At 70.7% G+C, this 16,801-nt stretch carries 18 protein-coding genes; 1 reads left to right on the top strand and 17 read right to left on the bottom strand.

All coding sequences use genetic code 11. The features are described from left to right. Nucleotides 1–42: 42 nt before the first annotated feature. Complete coding sequence (locus ABXS86_RS02235; RefSeq protein WP_307211247.1) at nt 43–846, bottom strand: isoprenyl transferase; 804 nt, start codon at nt 844–846, stop codon at nt 43–45. Next, nucleotides 843–1,571 carry a DNA repair protein RecO gene (recO, locus tag ABXS86_RS02230; RefSeq protein ID WP_251507034.1) on the bottom strand — a complete coding sequence of 243 codons (729 nt, stop codon included), beginning with the start codon at nt 1,569–1,571 and terminating at the stop codon, nt 843–845. Before recO ends, ABXS86_RS02235 begins: the two co-directional genes overlap by 4 nt. Nucleotides 1,572–1,644: 73 nt before the next feature. Between recO and ABXS86_RS02225 the strand changes: the two genes are divergently transcribed. After that, nucleotides 1,645–2,352: a trimeric intracellular cation channel family protein gene (locus tag ABXS86_RS02225; RefSeq protein ID WP_409988231.1), complete on the top strand. Its 708-nt coding sequence runs from the start codon at nt 1,645–1,647 to the stop codon at nt 2,350–2,352. 85 nt (nt 2,353–2,437) lie between these two features. On the opposite strand, the gene ABXS86_RS02220 is transcribed toward ABXS86_RS02225, so the two are convergent. The 15 genes from ABXS86_RS02220 to ABXS86_RS02150 form a co-directional block, all read right to left on the bottom strand. Beyond that, nucleotides 2,438–3,220, bottom strand: coding sequence for an MOSC domain-containing protein (locus ABXS86_RS02220; protein WP_353665479.1), 783 nt, complete (start codon nt 3,218–3,220; stop codon nt 2,438–2,440). Nucleotides 3,221–3,254: 34 nt separating this feature from the next. Continuing rightward, a complete protein-coding gene (locus tag ABXS86_RS02215) occupies nt 3,255–4,043 on the bottom strand; it encodes a methyltransferase domain-containing protein (RefSeq protein ID WP_353665478.1) in 789 nt (262 codons plus the stop codon). A 23-nt stretch (nt 4,044–4,066) separates the two neighbouring features. After that, nucleotides 4,067–5,827, bottom strand: coding sequence for a 2-isopropylmalate synthase (leuA, locus tag ABXS86_RS02210; protein WP_353665477.1), 1,761 nt, complete (start codon nt 5,825–5,827; stop codon nt 4,067–4,069). 138 nt (nt 5,828–5,965) lie between these two features. Further along, complete coding sequence (locus tag ABXS86_RS02205; RefSeq protein ID WP_353665476.1) at nt 5,966–6,565, bottom strand: GNAT family N-acetyltransferase; 600 nt, start codon at nt 6,563–6,565, stop codon at nt 5,966–5,968. Next, complete coding sequence (locus ABXS86_RS02200; RefSeq protein ID WP_353665475.1) at nt 6,562–7,509, bottom strand: zinc-binding alcohol dehydrogenase family protein; 948 nt, start codon at nt 7,507–7,509, stop codon at nt 6,562–6,564. The genes ABXS86_RS02205 and ABXS86_RS02200 overlap by 4 nt, the downstream gene beginning before the upstream one ends. A 69-nt stretch (nt 7,510–7,578) precedes the next feature. Continuing rightward, nucleotides 7,579–8,472, bottom strand: coding sequence for a GTPase Era (gene era, locus ABXS86_RS02195; protein ID WP_144833692.1), 894 nt, complete (start codon nt 8,470–8,472; stop codon nt 7,579–7,581). Then, on the bottom strand, nt 8,469–9,779 hold the full coding sequence (locus tag ABXS86_RS02190) for a hemolysin family protein (protein WP_353665474.1): 1,311 nt from the start codon (nt 9,777–9,779) through the stop codon (nt 8,469–8,471). Before ABXS86_RS02190 ends, era begins: the two co-directional genes overlap by 4 nt. Next, entirely contained in the window at nt 9,776–10,243 is a 468-nt protein-coding gene (ybeY, locus tag ABXS86_RS02185) for an rRNA maturation RNase YbeY (protein ID WP_353665473.1), read from the bottom strand. The genes ABXS86_RS02190 and ybeY overlap by 4 nt, the downstream gene beginning before the upstream one ends. Then, complete coding sequence (locus ABXS86_RS02180; RefSeq protein WP_230704932.1) at nt 10,240–11,265, bottom strand: PhoH family protein; 1,026 nt, start codon at nt 11,263–11,265, stop codon at nt 10,240–10,242. The genes ybeY and ABXS86_RS02180 overlap by 4 nt, the downstream gene beginning before the upstream one ends. Before the next feature lie 49 nt (nt 11,266–11,314). Beyond that, complete coding sequence (locus ABXS86_RS02175) at nt 11,315–11,662, bottom strand: HIT domain-containing protein (protein WP_056232343.1); 348 nt, start codon at nt 11,660–11,662, stop codon at nt 11,315–11,317. Nucleotides 11,663–11,848: 186 nt separating this feature from the next. Then, the gene (locus tag ABXS86_RS02170) at nt 11,849–12,583 is read right to left on the bottom strand and encodes a 16S rRNA (uracil(1498)-N(3))-methyltransferase (protein WP_144833700.1); all 735 of its coding nucleotides are present in this window, start codon (nt 12,581–12,583) and stop codon (nt 11,849–11,851) included. 2 nt (nt 12,584–12,585) lie between these two features. Beyond that, the gene (gene dnaJ / locus ABXS86_RS02165) at nt 12,586–13,710 is read right to left on the bottom strand and encodes a molecular chaperone DnaJ (protein ID WP_144833702.1); all 1,125 of its coding nucleotides are present in this window, start codon (nt 13,708–13,710) and stop codon (nt 12,586–12,588) included. A gap of 61 nt (nt 13,711–13,771) precedes the next feature. Continuing rightward, on the bottom strand, nt 13,772–14,812 hold the full coding sequence (hrcA, locus tag ABXS86_RS02160; RefSeq protein ID WP_353665472.1) for a heat-inducible transcriptional repressor HrcA: 1,041 nt from the start codon (nt 14,810–14,812) through the stop codon (nt 13,772–13,774). Nucleotides 14,813–14,926: 114 nt separating this feature from the next. Continuing rightward, nucleotides 14,927–16,144: a radical SAM family heme chaperone HemW gene (hemW, locus tag ABXS86_RS02155; RefSeq protein ID WP_307211271.1), complete on the bottom strand. Its 1,218-nt coding sequence runs from the start codon at nt 16,142–16,144 to the stop codon at nt 14,927–14,929. Beyond that, nucleotides 16,144–16,788 carry a DUF1990 family protein gene (locus tag ABXS86_RS02150; RefSeq protein ID WP_144833709.1) on the bottom strand — a complete coding sequence of 215 codons (645 nt, stop codon included), beginning with the start codon at nt 16,786–16,788 and terminating at the stop codon, nt 16,144–16,146. The genes hemW and ABXS86_RS02150 overlap by 1 nt, the downstream gene beginning before the upstream one ends. Nucleotides 16,789–16,801: the final 13 nt, after the last annotated feature.

Raw genomic sequence — 16,801 nt, 5'->3', positions numbered from 1 at the left:
GCAACCTCTCGAATCGTGGATCTATTCCGTCAACGGCATCCGTCACGCCGTCGGCTTGTCGACCGCCCCGCCGAAGCGGCGGTCGCGCGACTGGTAGTGCCCGATGGCGTCCCACAGGTGCGTGCGGCGGAAGTCGGGCCAGAGGGTGTCGAGGAACACCATCTCGGCGTACGCCGACTCCCACAGCAGGAAGTTCGAGGTGCGCTGCTCGCCGCTCGAGCGCACGAACAGGTCGACGTCGGGCATGTCGGGCTGGTACAGGTTCTTGCGGATGAGCTTCTCGGTCACGGCCGACGGCTTGAGCTTGCCCGAGGCGATGTCGTCGCCGATACGGCGCACGGCATCCACGATCTCGACCCGGCCGCCGTAGTTGACGCACATCGTCAGCGTGAGCGTCGAGTTGCCCTCGGTGAGGCGCTCGGCGTGCTGCAGCTCCTTGATGACCGAGCCCCACAGGCGCGGCTTGCGGCCCGACCAGCGGATGCGCACACCCCACTCGTTGAGCTGGTCGCGGCGGCGGTGCAGCACCTCGCGGTTGAACCCCATGAGAAAGCGCACCTCGTCGGGTGAGCGCGACCAGTTCTCGGTGGAGAAGGCGTAGACCGACAGGTGCTTCACGCCGGCCTGGATGGCTCCTGCGACGACGTCGAGCAGAGCCGCCTCACCCGCGCGGTGGCCCTCGACGCGGGTGAGCCCCTGGCGGTTGGCCCAGCGGCCGTTGCCGTCCATCACGATCGCGACGTGCTCGGGGACCGCACCCTTCGGGAAGGCCGGCGGGTACTCGCCGGTCCAGTCGAGGGGGCGGTAGGGCACGGCGTCGCGGTGCGTGAACGGCTTGGGTGTCATCGATGCGACTCCAGGTGCGAGAGGGAGCGGATGCCGCGCTCCAGGTGGAACTGCGCGTACGCGGCCACGAGGCCCGAGGCCGCCGCGGTGGTGCGTCCGGGGGCGGCGTCGATCGTCTCCCACTCCCCCGCCATGAGGGCGCGGAGCATGTCGACCGTGTCGCGCGCGACGCGCGGCGAGCCCGCCGGGGCACAGGTGGAGCAGATGACGCCTCCGAGCTGCGGGAGGAAGTAGTCGTGGTCGCCGACGGTGCCGCAGCGCGCGCACTCGGTGAGACCGGGCGCCCAACCCGACAGGGCCATGGCCCGCAACAGGTACGAGTCGAGCACGCTGCGCTCGGAGTGCTCACCGCGGGCGAGGGAGCGCAGCCCGCCGACCAGCAGCAGGTACTGCTGGGGCGTCGCCTCGGCCTCGTTCAGGCGATCGGCGGTCTCGACCATGGCGCTGGCGGTCGTGTACACGTCGTAGTCGGCCACGATCTCGGCTCCGTACGAGCCAAGAGACTCGGCCTGCTGCACGATGTCGAGGTTGCGCCCCTTGAACAGCTGCACGTCGGCGACCATGAACGGCTCGAGACGGGATCCGAACTTCGACGAGGTGCGGCGCACGCCCTTGGCGACCGCACGGATCTTGCCGTTGCGGCGGCTGAGCAGGGTGAGGATGCGGTCCGCCTCCCCGAGCTTGTGGGTACGCAGGACCACGACCTCGTCGCGGTAGGTGGGCACAGTCCATTATCGGCCCGCCCACCCGTGAGCGGCCTGCGCGGCGCGCCTGGGCGAACGCCGTCGGGGCGGGAGAATGGATGACGTGAACGAGTCCGTCTTCGTCATCCCGCTGTGGGCGGATCTCACCGCCGTCGCCCTGGGCGGCGTGCAGGGTGCGCTGTTCGCCTCCGGCTTCCAGGGCCAGCGGCGCCTCGACCTGCTCGGCGTGGCAATCATCGGCATCCTGCTCGGCATGGGCGGCGGTCTCATCCGCGACCTGCTGCTCGGGCTCACCCCCGCGACCCTCCAGAGCAACTGGTACCTCATCACCGCGACCCTCGCCTCGATCGTCGGCATGCTGCTGTCGGGGATCTTCCAGCGTCTGAACCGTGCGATCGTCATGCTCGACGCGGTGGTGATCGGGCTGTTCGGGGCGTTCGGCACCTCGAAGGCGCTCGCCCTCGGCATGCCGGCCGTGCCCGCGATCTTCGTGGGCGTCCTCGCCGCGGCCGGGGGCAGCGTGCTGCGCGACGTGCTGATGGGCCTGCCCGTCGCCATCATGCACGTCGGATCGCTGTACGCCGTGGCCGCCGGCGGCGGATGCGCGGTGCTGGCGACCGTCGCGGCGTTCGGCGTGCCGCTGCCGGTCGCCGCGGTGATCGGCGTGGCGGTCACGACGGTCATCCGCGTGCTCGCCGTGCTGTTCGATCTGTCGCTGCCCGAGCAGCGCAAGCTCTACCGCCGCAAGGTCGCGGTCGAGACCACCGGCATCCCGATCATCCGCATGGACGACCCGGAGTGAGCGGGTCTCGGGGCGCGTGAGGGGTCACTTCGTGTCGCCTCGGGCGCGCGGAGGCGACAGTTCTCGACCCTCACAAGAGGGACGATCAGCCGAGCGGCGTGACCTCGTCGCCGACCCGAATCGTGCCCCCGTCGGCGACCGGCAGCAGCAGGATCCCCAGCGTCGGCTCGGACTGACCGAACTCCGTCGTCAGCACCCGCAGCAGCCGGGCGTCGCGCACGCCCGTGTCGGGGTTCGCGGTGATCGCGGCGCAGCGCTCGATCGGCTTCTGCACCTCGAACTCCACCTCGTCGATCCGCACGCGACCCTGCCACTCGAGCTCGGCCCACGGCGCGGTACCGCTCACCACGATGTTCGAGCGGAAGCGGCGATCGTCGACGGGCGCCGGCACCGCGGCATCCACCTCCTCGACCGAGGCGGCGCCGTGCAGAGAGATGAATCCGCGCGGGCGGTCCTGGAAGCGTGCGGTGCGGCCGTCGCCGAGTAGACCCAGGGGCAGGATGCCGTCGGCCTCGAGCAGCTTCGCATCGCTCGTCGTCCGCAGGTAGGCGGTGATCGCCTCGCTGAGTAGAGCACGACCTTCGTCGCTGAGATCGGCGGTGACGTCGATGTCGTCGACCTGCAGCCGCAGCGTCAGCGCCTCGTCGTCGAGGGTGAGGTCGACGCGCGCCAACGTCGGGAAGGTCATGAGCGCGAGTCCGCGGCTCTTGGGGAATGTGGCATCCGCCGGCTCGAGGGCATCGGCGAAGCGGAAGACGAGCGAGCGATCGCCCTGCACGCGGCCGTCGTCCTGGATGACGAGGCTGTCGCGCTTCTCGGGCGTGAAGCCCTTCACGGGATAGCGGTAGAGGGCGTCGACTCGGATCACGGTTTCATCCTCGCATCGACGCCCCCTTGCGCGATCACCAGCGGGCGAGAACCTCGCCGTGCGGCAGCAGGATCCACCCGTCGGGGTGCGCGGCCCACTCGCGCCACGCATCCGAAATGCGCTGCAGCTGCGCGTCGTCGGCGTGACCGAGCCGCTTCGCGTGCCCGGCGAACGCCGAGGCGAGCACGCGGTCGGCCCACATGCCGCCCCACCACGCGCGTTTGTCGGGCGTGTCGAACACCCAGACGCTCGCGCTCGCCTCGATGCGGGTGAACCCCGCCTCGCGCGCCCACGCCTTGAGGCGCCGACCCGCATCGGGCTCGCCCGACGATCCGCGGTGCACGCCGTGATAGATCTCGAGCCAGTCGTCGAGGGCGGGGATGAGCGGATGCCAGATCACCCCGCCGTAGTCGACGTCGCGCACCGCGACGAGGCCGTCGGGCCCGGCGACGCGGCGGAACTCCCGCAGCGCGTCGACCGGACGCTCGAGGTGCTGTAGCACCTGGTGGGCGTGCACGACGTCGAACGAGGCGTCGGGCACGTCGAGGGCGTAGGCGTCGCCGGTGCGGAAGGTCACGTTCGTGCGCTCCCCCGCGGCGGCACGGGCCACCTCGACGACGTCGGACGCGGCATCCACCCCGACGACCTCTCCGGGGAAGACCCGATCGGCGAGGTCGACGGTGATGGAGCCGGGGCCGGCACCCACATCGAGGATGCGGGTGCCGGCGGACAGCGAAGACACCAGGTAGGCCGCCGAGTCGGCGACGGTTCGTACCGCGTGGGAACGCAGCACGCTCTCGTGGTGTCCGTGGGCGTAGGCCACGGTCGTCTTCTCTTCTGCGCGGGTCAGACGCCGGCCAGGGCGCCCGAGTCCTGTCGGGTGCGGATCGCGCGGTTCACGCCCGACACGATCGCCTTGAGCGACGCGGTCGAGATGTCGCCGTCGATGCCGACGCCCCACAGGCGTTGGTCGTCGACCTGCAGCTCGACGTAGGCCGCGGCCTGCGCGTCGCCGCCCGAGCTGAGAGCGTGCTCGACGTAGTCGTACAGCGTCACGTCGAACCCCTGCGCGCGAACGATCTCGAGGAACGCGGCGACGGGTCCATTGCCCACGGCCGAGGCCGGGTGCGTGGTGTTGCCGTCGCGCAGTGAGACGTCGAGGTGCACGTCGCCCGACATGTCGCTCGACGAGCGCGTCGACAGCAGCTCGAAGCGGCCCCAGCGCTGGTCGTCGACCGTCGACGGCAGGTACTCGTCGTTGAAGATGTCCCAGATCTGCGCGCTCGAGACCTCGCCGCCCTCGGCGTCGGTGCGGGCCTGCACCACGCCCGAGAACTCGATCTGGAGCTTTCGGGGCAGGTCGATCGCGTGGTCGGCCTTCAGCAGGTAGGCGACGCCGCCCTTGCCCGACTGCGAGTTGACGCGGATGACGGCCTCGTACGACCGGCCGAGGTCTTTCGGGTCGATCGGCAGGTACGGAACGGCCCACTCGATCTCGTCGACGGTCTTGCCATCGGCGGCCGCACGGGCCTCCATCGCCTCGAAGCCCTTCTTGATGGCGTCCTGGTGCGACCCGCTGAACGCGGTGAAGACGAGGTCGCCGGCCCAGGGGCTGCGCTCGGGAACCGGCAGCTGGTTGCAGTACTCGACGGTGCGCTTGACCTGATCGATGTCGCTGAAGTCGATCTGCGGGTCGATGCCCTGCGTCAGCAGGTTGACGCCCAGCGCGACCAGGTCGACGTTGCCGGTGCGCTCACCGTTGCCGAACAGGCAGCCCTCGATGCGGTCGGCGCCGGCCATGTAGCCCAGCTCCGCGGCGGCCACGGCGGTGCCGCGGTCGTTGTGCGGGTGCAGCGACAGGATGACGTTCTCGCGGTGATTGAGGTGACGCGACATCCACTCGATCGAGTCGGCGTAGACGTTGGGCGTGGCCATCTCGACCGTGGCGGGCAGGTTCAGGATGACCTTGCGCTCGGGGGTCGGCTCGAAGACCTCGAGCACCTCGTTGCAGATGCGCAGGGCGAACTCGAGCTCGGTGCCCGTGTAGCTCTCGGGCGAGTACTCGTAGTAGACCTCGGTCTGGGGAACCGTCGCCTCGTACTTCTTGCACAGGCGCGCGCCCTCGAGAGCGATGTCGACGATGCCCTGCTCGTCGGTGCGGAACACGACCTTGCGCTGCAGCACGCTCGTGGAGTTGTACAGGTGCACGATGGCCTGCTTGGCGCCGGCGATCGCCTCGTAGGTACGGGCGATCAGGTGCTCGCGCGCCTGGGTCAGCACCTGGATGGTGACGTCGTCGGGGATCAGGTTCTCGTCGATGAGCTGACGGACGAAGTCGAAGTCGGTCTGGCTCGCGCTCGGAAACCCGACCTCGATCTCCTTGTAGCCCATCTTCACCAGCAGGTCGAACATGACCCGCTTGCGCTCGGGGCTCATCGGGTCGATCAGCGCCTGGTTGCCGTCGCGCAGGTCGACGGCGCACCAGCGGGGTGCGACCTCGATGCGCTTGGACGGCCACGTGCGATCGGGCAGGTCGACCCGGATCTGCTCGTGGAAGGGACGGTACTTGTGCACCGGAGCGGAGGTGGGCTTCTGGGTGTTCTTCATGATGTGTCGCTTCTTTAGATTCGTTCGGTGGGGCCGACGACGATCTCCGCGACGAGGAAGGCCCTTAGATCGAGGACTCGTCGCGGCGGCTAAGAAGAAGCTGGCCACCGAAGCGCATGCAGCGATCGTAGCAGTCCCTCACGAGGCGCTCCGTCGGGCGGCCGCCCACTCGTGGTCGAGCACGGCGTACACGAGCAGGTCGCTCCAGCGGCCCTTGAACCACTCGTTCTCGACGAAATGCGCTTCGCGTCGCATGCCGAGGCGCTCGGCGAGGGCCGCCGAGCGGAGGTTGTCGGCGTCGATCTGCGCGACGAGCCGGCGCAGGCCGTACACCTCGAAGGCCGTGTCGATGAGTGCGCGCACCGCTTCGGTCGCCAGGCCCCGACCGGATGCCGCGGGGCTCACGACCCAGCCCACCTCGGCCGACCCGGCCTCGGCGTCGAGGTGGAAGAGCACGAGGTCGCCGATCACCGCGCCGTCGTCGACACGCTCGATCACGAGCATCACGCCGCCCCGCTCGCCCTCGATACTCGTCCCGCCCATCAGATGGCCGTTGCGGTGCCGGATGTCGTCGGGGGTCTGCGGCTGGAACGGGAGGTAGCGGCACACCTCGGCGTCCCCGCGGTACGCGGCCATGGCGTCGAGGTCGCGCTCTTCGAACGGGCGCAGGCGCACCCGCTCGCGGGTCACCTCGAGGGTGTCGGGCGCCGGCGGGAGGACGAACGGCGACGCGCTCACGGCAGTAGGGCGACCTTGCCGCCCGGGTGACCGTCCATCACGAATCGCACGGCCTCGATGGCCTCGGCGAGCGGGTAGGTGCGCGCGACGGGTACCTCGAGGGCTCCGGATGCCGCGAGCTCGAGCACGCGCGCACGCGCGATGTCGCGGAAACGGGCGCTCTCGGGCCGTGCGCCGGCGATCCAGAGGAACCCGTCGGCCTTCGCGCGCTCGGGATCGACGATCGTCACGATGCGGTCGCGCTCCGCCACGAGGGCGAGCGAGACGTCGATGGCCTCGTCGGTGCCCACGGCATCCCACGCGGCGGCGATCGGGGCGCCCTCGGCCGCCTCTTCGACGCGCTCGCGCAGGCCGTCGCCGTAGGCCACCGGGATGCCGCCGTAGCGACGGACGCGTTCGGCCGAGTCCTCGGCATCCGGACCCACCGTGCCGATCACGCGGACGCCGAGCTCGCGCGCCTGCTGAAGAAGGCTCACGCCCACCGCGCCGGAGGCCGCGTGCAACAGCACCGTCTCGCCCTCGGTCACCCGGGTGACCTGGATCATCTCGGCCGCGGTGGTGCCCGCGAGCAGCAGGTTCGCCGCCTCGGGGTGAGAGAGGGGCGAGGGCTTGGCGAAGACGTCGCGGGCCGGAACCGTGATGTCGGTCGCGTAGGCGCCCTGCACGCGGAAGGCGACGACCTCATCGCCGACCGTCAGCTCACCCGAGCCGCCGAGGGCATCGGGGCCGACGGCGGTGACCTCGCCCGAGAGCTCGTAGCCGATCGGCACGGGGAACTCGGCGCCGGGACGCGCCGAGGCGACGTGCTTCGCGTCGGCCGGGTTGACGCCCGCCGCATGCACGCGGATCGTGACCTCGCCCGAGCCGGGGGCCGCGACCTCGACCTCGTCGAAGCTCCACTGATCGATGGGCCCGGGAGCCGGAGCCGTCCACCTCTTCGCCATGGTCACGCCTTTCGTTTCGGGTCGTCGCCGCTGAGCGTAGCCCCCGGCGTCAGATGTTCTGGGAAGCGGTCAGAAGCCGAGGCGGCCCAGCTGCTTCGGGTCGCGCTGCCACTCCTTGGCCACGCGGACGTGGAGCGAGAGGTAGACGCGGCCGCCGACAAGCGGTTCGATGCCGGCGCGGGCGCGGGCTCCGACATCGGCGAGGCGCGAGCCCTTCTTACCGATGATGATCGCCTTCTGGCTGTCGCGCTCGACGACGATGTTGGCCCACACGTCGGTGAGGTCGCTGTCTTCACGCTTGGCCACGTCGTCGACGGTCACCGCGATCGAGTGCGGCAGTTCGTCGCGGACGCCGTGCAGGGCGGCCTCGCGGATCATCTCGGCGATGCGGTCTTCGAGCGTCTCGTCGGTCGTGACGTCGTCGGCGTAGAGGGCGGGACCCACGGGCATGAGCGCGAGCAGCTCGTCGCTCAACACGTCGAGCTGATCGTTCGTGACGGCCGAGAGCGGGATGACCGCCGCCCAGTCCTCGCGCAGCGCGTCGACCTCGACGAGGCGCTCGGTGATCTGATCGCGGGTCGCTGCGTCGGTCTTCGTCACCAGGGCGACCTTCTTGGCGCGCGGGTAGCCCGAGAGCGACTCGGCGATGCGGCGATCGCCGGGGCCGACCTTCTCGGTTGCCGGGGCGCAGAACGCGATCACGTCGACGTCGCCGAGCACCTGCTCGACGAGGTCGTTCAGTCGCTGCCCCAGAAGGGTGCGGGGGCGGTGGATGCCGGGGGTGTCGACCACCACGAGCTGGCCGCCCGGGCGGTTCACGATGCCGCGGATGGCGCGGCGGGTGGTCTGCGGCTTCTCGCTCGTGATGGCGACCTTCTCGCCCACGAGGGCGTTGGTCAGCGTGGACTTGCCGACGTTCGGCCGGCCCACGAAGGTCACGAAACCGGATCGGGTGTCGGTCATCTGTCGTTCCTCTCACGCGACGAGGCGTCGGCCTCGGCGTCTTCATCGTCCATCGTCTCGGCCCGCTCCACGATCACCGTCGCGATTCCGCGGTTGCGGCCGCGCGACGCGCCGCCGGTCATCACGAGTCCGTCGTGCTCGGCGGTGGCTCCGGGCTGCGGGATGCGGCCCAGGGCCTTGCCCAGCAGACCGCCGATCGAGTCGACCTCCTCGTCGTCGAGCTCGAGGCCGAAGAGGTCGCCGACCTCGTCGAGGCCCAGACGCGCGTTGACGCGATAGCGGCCGTCGGGCAGCTCGACGACCTCGGTCGAGGGGGCGTCGTACTCGTCGGCGATCTCGCCCACGAGCTCTTCGATGAGGTCCTCGAGGGTCACGAGCCCCGCGACGCCGCCGTACTCGTCGACGACGAGGCACACGTGCACCGCGTCTTTCTTCATCTGCTGCAGCAGCGTCTCGGCCTTCATCGACTCGGGCACGAACACGGCGGGACGTGCGATGCGGCGGATCGGCGCGTCTCGCCACCCCGCCTCGTCGCGGAAACCGAACTGCACCAGGTCTTTCAGGTACAGCACGCCCACGACGTCGTCGGCGTCGTCGTCGGTGAGGGGCACGCGCGACACGCCCTTCTCGAGGAACAGCGCGAGCGCCTCGCGGGACGAGGCCGCGGCATCCACGCTCACCATGTCGATGCGCGGCACCATCACCTCGCGCACGTAGGTGTCGGTGAAGTCGAACACCGAGTGGATGAGCTCGCGATCGTCTTCTTCGATGAGCTCGTTCTCGGTGGCCTCGTCGATGATGCTGAGCAGCTGCTCCTCCGACGCGAACGAGGTCGAGTGCGGAACGCCCGGCGTCACCCGGTTGCCCACCGCCACGAGGCCGTGGGCGAGGGGGCCGAGCAGGATGCGCATGCCGCGGATCACCGGAGACACCCCGCGCAGCAGACCGCGCGCGTGCTGACGACCCACCGACCGCGGGCTCGCGCCGACCGCGACGAACGACATGCCCGTCATGAGCACGGCCGCAGTGATCACCGCGAGCCAGATGTTGTCGAAGATGAGCATGAAGGCGGCGGTGACGAGCACCGCGGCCGTCGTCTCGGCGAGCACGCGGATGAAGACCACCGCCGTCACGTGCGCGCTGGGGTCGTCGGCGATGCGGCGCAGCGAGCGCGCGTTGCGCCCCGCAGCGCCGAGCTCGAGCAGGTCGGTGCGCGAGGTCACGCCCAGCGCCGCCTCGGAGGCCGCCATGAGGCCGCCGAAGGCCACCAGCAGCAGTGCCGCGACGAGCAGCAGTGCTTCGGTCATGCGCGGCGCTGGCGCTCGACGGCCTGGAAGCCGGTGATCAGCTCGCGCTGCAGGCCGAACATCTCGCGTTCTTCGTCGGGCTCGGCGTGGTCGAATCCGAGCAGGTGGAGCAGCCCGTGGGTGGTGAGCAGGATCAGCTCGTCGAGCGTGGAGTGCTTGGCGGCGACGGCCTGCGTCTCGGCCACCGCCGGGCACAGCACGATGTCGCCGAGCAGACCCGCGGGGGTCGGGGCGTCCTCGGATCCCGGACGCAGCTCGTCCATCGGGAAGCTCAGCACGTCGGTGGGGCCGGGCTCGTCCATCCACTGCACGTGGAGGGATTCCATGGCGCCCTCGTCGACGAGCACGATGGCCACGTCGGCGTCGGGGCTGACGTGCAGCTCCTGGAGGTTGTACTCCATGAGGCGCAGCAGCACCTGTTCGTCGACCTCGTGGTCGGATTCGTTGTTGATCTCGATCGTCATGAGCGGTTTCGTCTCGGGAGGTGATCGCGGGGACCGGCGGCACCGGGGCCGCGTCGCTCCGCACGGGTGGCGAATTCGGAGGCCTCGTCGCGCTCGCGTCGGGCGGCCAGGCGCTTCTCGTCGTACTCGCTGTAGGCGTCGACGATGCGCCCGACGAGGTTGTGGCGCACGACGTCGTCGCTGGTGAGGCGCGAGAAGTGGATGTCGTCGATGTCGTCGAGCACGCGCGTCACCAGGCGCAGACCCGAGGCGCCCTGCGGCAGGTCGACCTGGGTGATGTCGCCGGTGACGACCATGCGGGTGCCGAAGCCGAGGCGCGTGAGGAACATCTTCATCTGCTCGGGCGTGGTGTTCTGCGCCTCGTCGAGCACGACGAACGAGTCGTTCAGCGTGCGCCCGCGCATGTACGCCAGCGGTGCGACCTCGATCGTGCCCGTCGCCATGAGCTTGGGGACGATCTCGGGGTCCATCATCTCGTTCAGCGCGTCGTAGAGCGGCCGCAGGTAGGGGTCGATCTTGTCGGTGAGCGTGCCGGGGAGGAACCCGAGCCGCTCCCCCGCCTCGACGGCGGGACGCGTGAGGATGATGCGCGTGACCTCTTTGCGCTGCAGCGCCTGCACGGCCTTGGCCATCGCGAGGTAGGTCTTGCCGGTACCGGCGGGGCCGATGCCGAACACGATCGTGTTCTCGTCGATCGCGTCGACGTACTCCTTCTGGCCCGCGGTCTTGGGCCGGATGGTCTTTCCGCGCGACGACAGGATCGCCTCGCCCATGACCTCGGACGGACGGGGGCCGCCGTCGGAGCGCAGCATGCGGTTCGAGCTGGTCACGTCGGCCGGGTCGAGGCCGTGACCCGAGCGGGTCATGCTGAGCAGCTCGTCGACGAGTCCGCGGGCGGCGCGCACCGCGTCGGGCGTGCCCGAGAGCGTGATCTCGTTGCCGCGCACGTGCACGTCGACGTCGGGGTGCTCCTTCTCGACCACGCGCAGCAGGCGGTCCTGCGGGCCGAGCAGTTGCACCATGGCCACGCCGTCGACCTCGATGCGGTCGGAGACGGTTTCTTCGGGGGAATCAGCCACCCAGGCTCTTTTCGTTCAGGCCACCCGCGAGGACGTGGGCGTGCACATGGAAGACGGTCTGACCGGCACCCTCGCCGGTGTTGAAGATCAGACGGAAGTCGCCGTCGGAGTGCTCCGCGGCGACGGAGTTCGCGAGGCCGATGACCTCGGTGAGCAGGTCGGGGTCGCCCGCGGCGAGTTCGACGACGTTGCGGTACTGCTGCGTCTTGGGGATCACCAGCAGGTGCACCGGCGCCTGCGGCGCGATGTCGCGGATCGCGAAGGCGTTCTCGGTCTCGGCGACGATCTCGGCGGGGATCTCGCCCTGCAGGATGCGCGTGAAGATCGACGGTTCGCTCATGGCATCCAGTCTAGTGAGGGCCTCCGACACCGGGGCTCGGCCGTTGCGCCGACGCATGGCGTGCGGCACTCTCTCGGGGTTCGGGGCGGAATCCGTCGTTCGGGGCGGAGAATTCACGCCCCGACATGCGAAATCCGCCCCGAACCGGAGAGATCGGCGCGCACCGCGGGGATCACGGGTGGAGGGTCACCAGCGCCCGTGGGCGGCCGACAATACCGAGATCGCCGCGGCACCGGCGGTCGAGGTGCGCAGCACGGTGTCGCCCAGGCGCACGAGCCGGGCGCCGGCATCGGCCAGCGCCGAGAGCTCCTCCGGTGCGATGCCTCCCTCGGGGCCGACCACGAGCACGACGTCCCGCCCGTCGGAGGCTTCGGCCGCGACGGACGTGAGACGGTCGGATGCCGAGGGCTCCAGCACCAGCACGAGCGAGGTCTCGGCGAGACGCACGAGATCGGCCGTGCGGGCCACCGTCTCGACCTCGGGGATCCACGCCCGGTGCGCCTGCTTGGCCGCCTCGCGGACGATCGTGCGCCAGCGCGCGAGGCCCTTGTCGGCTTTCGCGTCCCACCGCGAGACGCTGCGCGACGCCTGCCACGGCACGATCGCGTCGACGCCGAGCTCGGTCGCCGCCTGCACGGCGAGCTCGTCGCGGTCGCCCTTGGCCAGCGCCTGCACGAGAACGAAGCGCGGCGAGGGTGCGGGCACGACCTCGCGGCCGGTCACCCGCACCTCGACCTGCTTCGGCGACGCCGCGGTGACGACGCCCGACAGCCAGGCTCCGCGGCCGTCGCCGAGCGTCACCGCCTCGTCGACGCGCACGCGACGCACGGCGGCGGCGTGGTGCGCCTCGGATCCGGTGAGCTCGACGGTGTCGCCGGGCTGGGCGCCACCCGCCTCGTCGGTGACGAAGTGCAGCGCCACGGTCAGTGCCGGAAGCGGTCGCGGAACTTGCTGAACATGCCCTGCTGGTGCTCGGCCAGGCGCGGCTTGGGAGCCTTGGTGCGCTTGGCGAACTCCTCGATGAGGGCGCGATCGCGGTTGTCGAGGCGCGTGGGCGTCACCACGTGCACGCCGACCTTGAGGTCGCCGCGCTGGGTGCCGCGCAGCGGGGTGATTCCGCGGCCCTTGATGGTCAGCACGTCGCCCGACTGCACGCCGGGGCGCACTTCGAGGTCGACGCTTCCGTCGAGGGACTCGATCGTCGCGTTGGCTCCGAGGATGGCATCCGGCATCGACACCTCGAGGGTTGCGACGAGGTCGTCGCCCTCGCGGCTGAACGCCTCGTGAGCCTCGACGGTGATCTCGAGGTACAGGTCGCCGTTGGGTCCGCCCGCGGGGCCGACCTCACCCGAACCGGGCAGCTGCAAACGCAGGCCCGACTCGACGCCGGCGGGGATGTCGACGGAGACCGTGCGGCGCGCGCGCACGCGGCCCTGGCCCTGGCACGTTCCGCAGGGGTACGGGATCGTCGTGCCGTGGCCCTGGCACACGGTGCAGGGGGCGCTGGTGACGACGTTGCCGAGCAAGCTGCGCACGGTGCGCTGCACGTGACCCGAGCCGTGGCAGATGTCGCAGGTGACCTCGCTCGTGCCGGGCTGCGTGCACGCGCCCTTGCAGGTCTCGCACAGCACCGCCGTGTCGACCTCGAGGTCGCGGTGGGCGCCGAAGACGACGTCGCCGAGCTGCAGCGTGACGCGCACGAGGGCGTCCTGCCCGCGCTCGCGGCGCGAGCGCGGACGCGGACCGCGACCACCGCCGCCCGCTTGCGCGCCGCCGAAGAACGTCTCGAAGATGTCGCTGAAGCCGCCGAAGCCGGCCGCTCCCCCGCCACCGAACGGGCTCTGGTCGCCGCCCATGTCGTAGCGGCGGCGCTGCTCGGGGTCGCTCAGCACGTCGTAAGCGTGCGTGACGAGCTTGAAGCGCTCGGAGGCGTCTTCTCCCGGGTTGACGTCGGGGTGCAACTGGCGCGCCAGACGGCGGTACGCCTTCTTGATGTCTTCGGGGCTGGCGTCGCGTTCGACACCCAGGACCTCGTAGTGGTCAGCCACAATCGCCTTCCTGCCCGCTCGCGCGGGGTCGTTCTCTTTGGGGTGCTCGATCTCTCGAAAGTCAACGAGAGGTGTCGTCGTCTTCGAGCACCCGGGTCAGATAGTGCGCGACGGCACGGACCGCCGCGAGGTTCGAGGAGTAGTCCATGCGCATGGGACCCAGGAGTCCGACGCGCGCTCCGCCGGAGGAGCCGTCGTAGCGGCTGGCGAGCACCGAGGCCTCGACGAGGCCGAACGGCTCGTTCTCCCGCCCGATGCTGGCCGACAGGCCCTGCTCGTCGGCGACCATCTCGCTCATGAGGCGCAGCAGCGTCACCTGCTCTTCGATGGCCTCGAGCAGCGGGTAGATGCTGCCGCGGAAGTCCTGCTCGCGCTTGGCGAGCGTCGCGGCACCGGCCATGACGAGGCGATCCTGCCGGAACTCCTCGAGTTCTTCGCCGACCACGCGCAGCACGGCGTCGGCGAGTGCGTCGACGACGACCCCGGGGCGGGGGCCGTCGGCCAGGGCCGCGGCCACCCGCTGGGAGCTGTCGGCGACGCTGCGGCCGACCAGCAGACCGCTCACGCGGGCCCGCAGCTGGGTGACGTCGGCTTCGCTCGGCTCGACCGGCACGAACGAGATGCGCTGCGAGACCCGGCCGGTGTCGGTCACGAGGATCACCAGCACGCGGGGTCCGCCGAGGGCGACGAGCTCGACGTGCGAGACGTTCGCCCGCGCGAACGAGGGGTACTGCACAATGGCGACCTGACCGGTCAGCTGGGTGAGTGCGCGCACCGTGCGGGCGAGGAGGTCGTCGAGGTCGCCGGCCTCGTCGAGGAACGACGTGATGGCGCTGCGCTGTGCGCCCGAGAGCGGACGGAGCTCGGCGAGGTGGTCGACGAACACGCGGTAGCCCTTGTCGGTGGGCACGCGCCCCGACGAGGTGTGCGGGGCGACGATGAGGTCTTCGTCTTCGAGCAGAGCCATGTCGTTGCGGATTGTCGCGGCCGACACCCCGAAGGCGTGGCGCTCGACGATGGCCTTGCTGCCGACCGGCTCACGCGTGTCGACGTAGTCCTGCACGATCGCGCGGAGCACCTGAAGGCCACGTTCCGACACCATGCGATGCTCCTCCCGTCTGGCACTCGCGTCTCTTGAGTGCCAATTCTACGGGATAGCCCCGACACTGCGCCGGGCGGCTCGCGGAGGCCGCCGCGGGTGACGCCCGCGCGGCACTCAGACCGTGAGCGCCCGCACCACGGCGTCGGCGAGCAGCCGACCGCGCCGGGTCAGCACGATGCGCCCGCGCACGGCATCCGCCCCCTCGATCAACCCATCGGCGATGAGCGCGGCGACGTTCTTGCGACCCTCGCCGAGGATCTCCGACACGGCCAGTCCCTCGCGGATGCGACTGCGCAGCAGCACCGACTCCAGCCGACGCGCGGTCTCGTCGGGGCGCTCGCGAGCAGCCGCGGGCGACTCGACGGCGGCGAGGCGCTGGGCGTAGGCCGCGGGGTGCTTGACGTTCCACCAGCGCAGCCCCGCGACGTGGCTGTGCGCGCCCGGCCCGAAGCCCCACCAGTCGGTCCCCCGCCAGTACGCGAGGTTGTGACGCGAGCGGTGCTCGACGCCGCGCGACCAGTTCGACACCTCGTACCAGTCGTAGCCGGCGGCGGCGAGCAGGTCGTCGGCGAGCTCGTACATGTCGGCCTGCAGGTCGTCGTCGGGCATGGCGACCACACCGGAGCGAATCTGGCGCGCGAGCTTGGTGCCGTCTTCGACGATCAGCGCGTAGGCCGAGATGTGGTCGGGCTCGAGGGCCGTGGCCGCCTCGAGAGAGGCGCGCCAGTCGTCGAGCGACTCCCCCGGCGCGCCGTAGATGAGGTCGAGCGAGACGTCGAGACCCGCGCGTCGGGCCGCGGCGACGGCCGTCGCCACGTTGGCGGGATCGTGCGTGCGGTCGAGGGCGGCGAGCACGTGCGGCCGGGCCGACTGCATGCCGATCGACAGGCGGTTCACGCCGGCGTCGGCGAGGGTGCGCGCCATGGCGTCGTCGACCGTGTCGGGGTTGGCCTCGACCGTGACCTCGGCGTCGTCGCGGATGCCGAACTCCCCGCGCACCGCGTCGAGCATGCGCGCCAGATCCCCCGGCGGCAGCAGGGTGGGCGTGCCTCCACCGAAGAAGACGGTGGATGCCGAGCGGCGCCCGCCCGCGGCATCCATCACTGCCCCCGCCAGACGCACCTCGGCGTTCAGCGTGTCGGCGAAGTCGTCTTGCCGGGCGCCGCGCAGCTCGCTGGCGGTGTAGGTGTTGAAGTCGCAGTACCCGCACCGCACGCGGCAGAACGGCACGTGCAGGTAGACGCCGAAGTCGGCGGCGGGGTCGATCTCGAGGTCGGCGGGCAGGCGTCCGTCGGCGGGGGCCGGGTCTCCGAGCGGGAGCGGACCGCCCATCAGGACGAGTACAGCGGCGAGATCGCCCGCAGGTAGCGAGCGAACAGCGCCTTGCGCCGACGGCGCACGCGGCTCGTGAACAGCCGGTACGACGGAGCCGTGGGTCGGTCGAAGGCGCGCACGACGAACCACACCTCGTCGTTGTCGCGCCACTCGACCGCGAACAGCTCCTCGCCGCTGACGATCGAGTGCCCGACGGTGCCGAGGATGAAGCCGACGCGACGGGGCTCCTCGAAGACCGAGATCACGCGCAGCTCGGCGTCGGCGCGGTGACCGTCGACCTTGCCGTGCAGACGGACTCCGGCGCCGGGGCTGACGAACGGCGTGCCGTCGGCGGCGAAGCGCTGCTCGGCCTCGAGGCTCGAGGGGGCCACGGGGGCACCGTCGGCGTCGAAGCCCACGCCCGAGTACCCCGCGTTGGCGGCGGGGCGCACGTCGGTGATGCTCAGTTCTCCGGTGCGCAGCGGCGCCCACGACAGCAGCAGCTCGCCGGCCGCGGCGAAGCGCTCTTCGCCGCTGCCGATGCGCCACGAGTCTTCGGCCGGCACGGAGTGCTCGGGCGGGTACTGCATGAGGTCGTGCGCCTGGGTGGCGCCGACGGCTGCGTAGTCGACCGTGTCATCGGTGAAACTCTGCCTGCGCATGGCTCACCCCTCT

The organism is Microbacterium sp. che218, from assembly GCF_040436305.1.
Classification (GTDB): domain Bacteria; phylum Actinomycetota; class Actinomycetes; order Actinomycetales; family Microbacteriaceae; genus Microbacterium; species Microbacterium algihabitans.
This window is presented reverse-complemented; position numbering and strand designations above follow the sequence as displayed.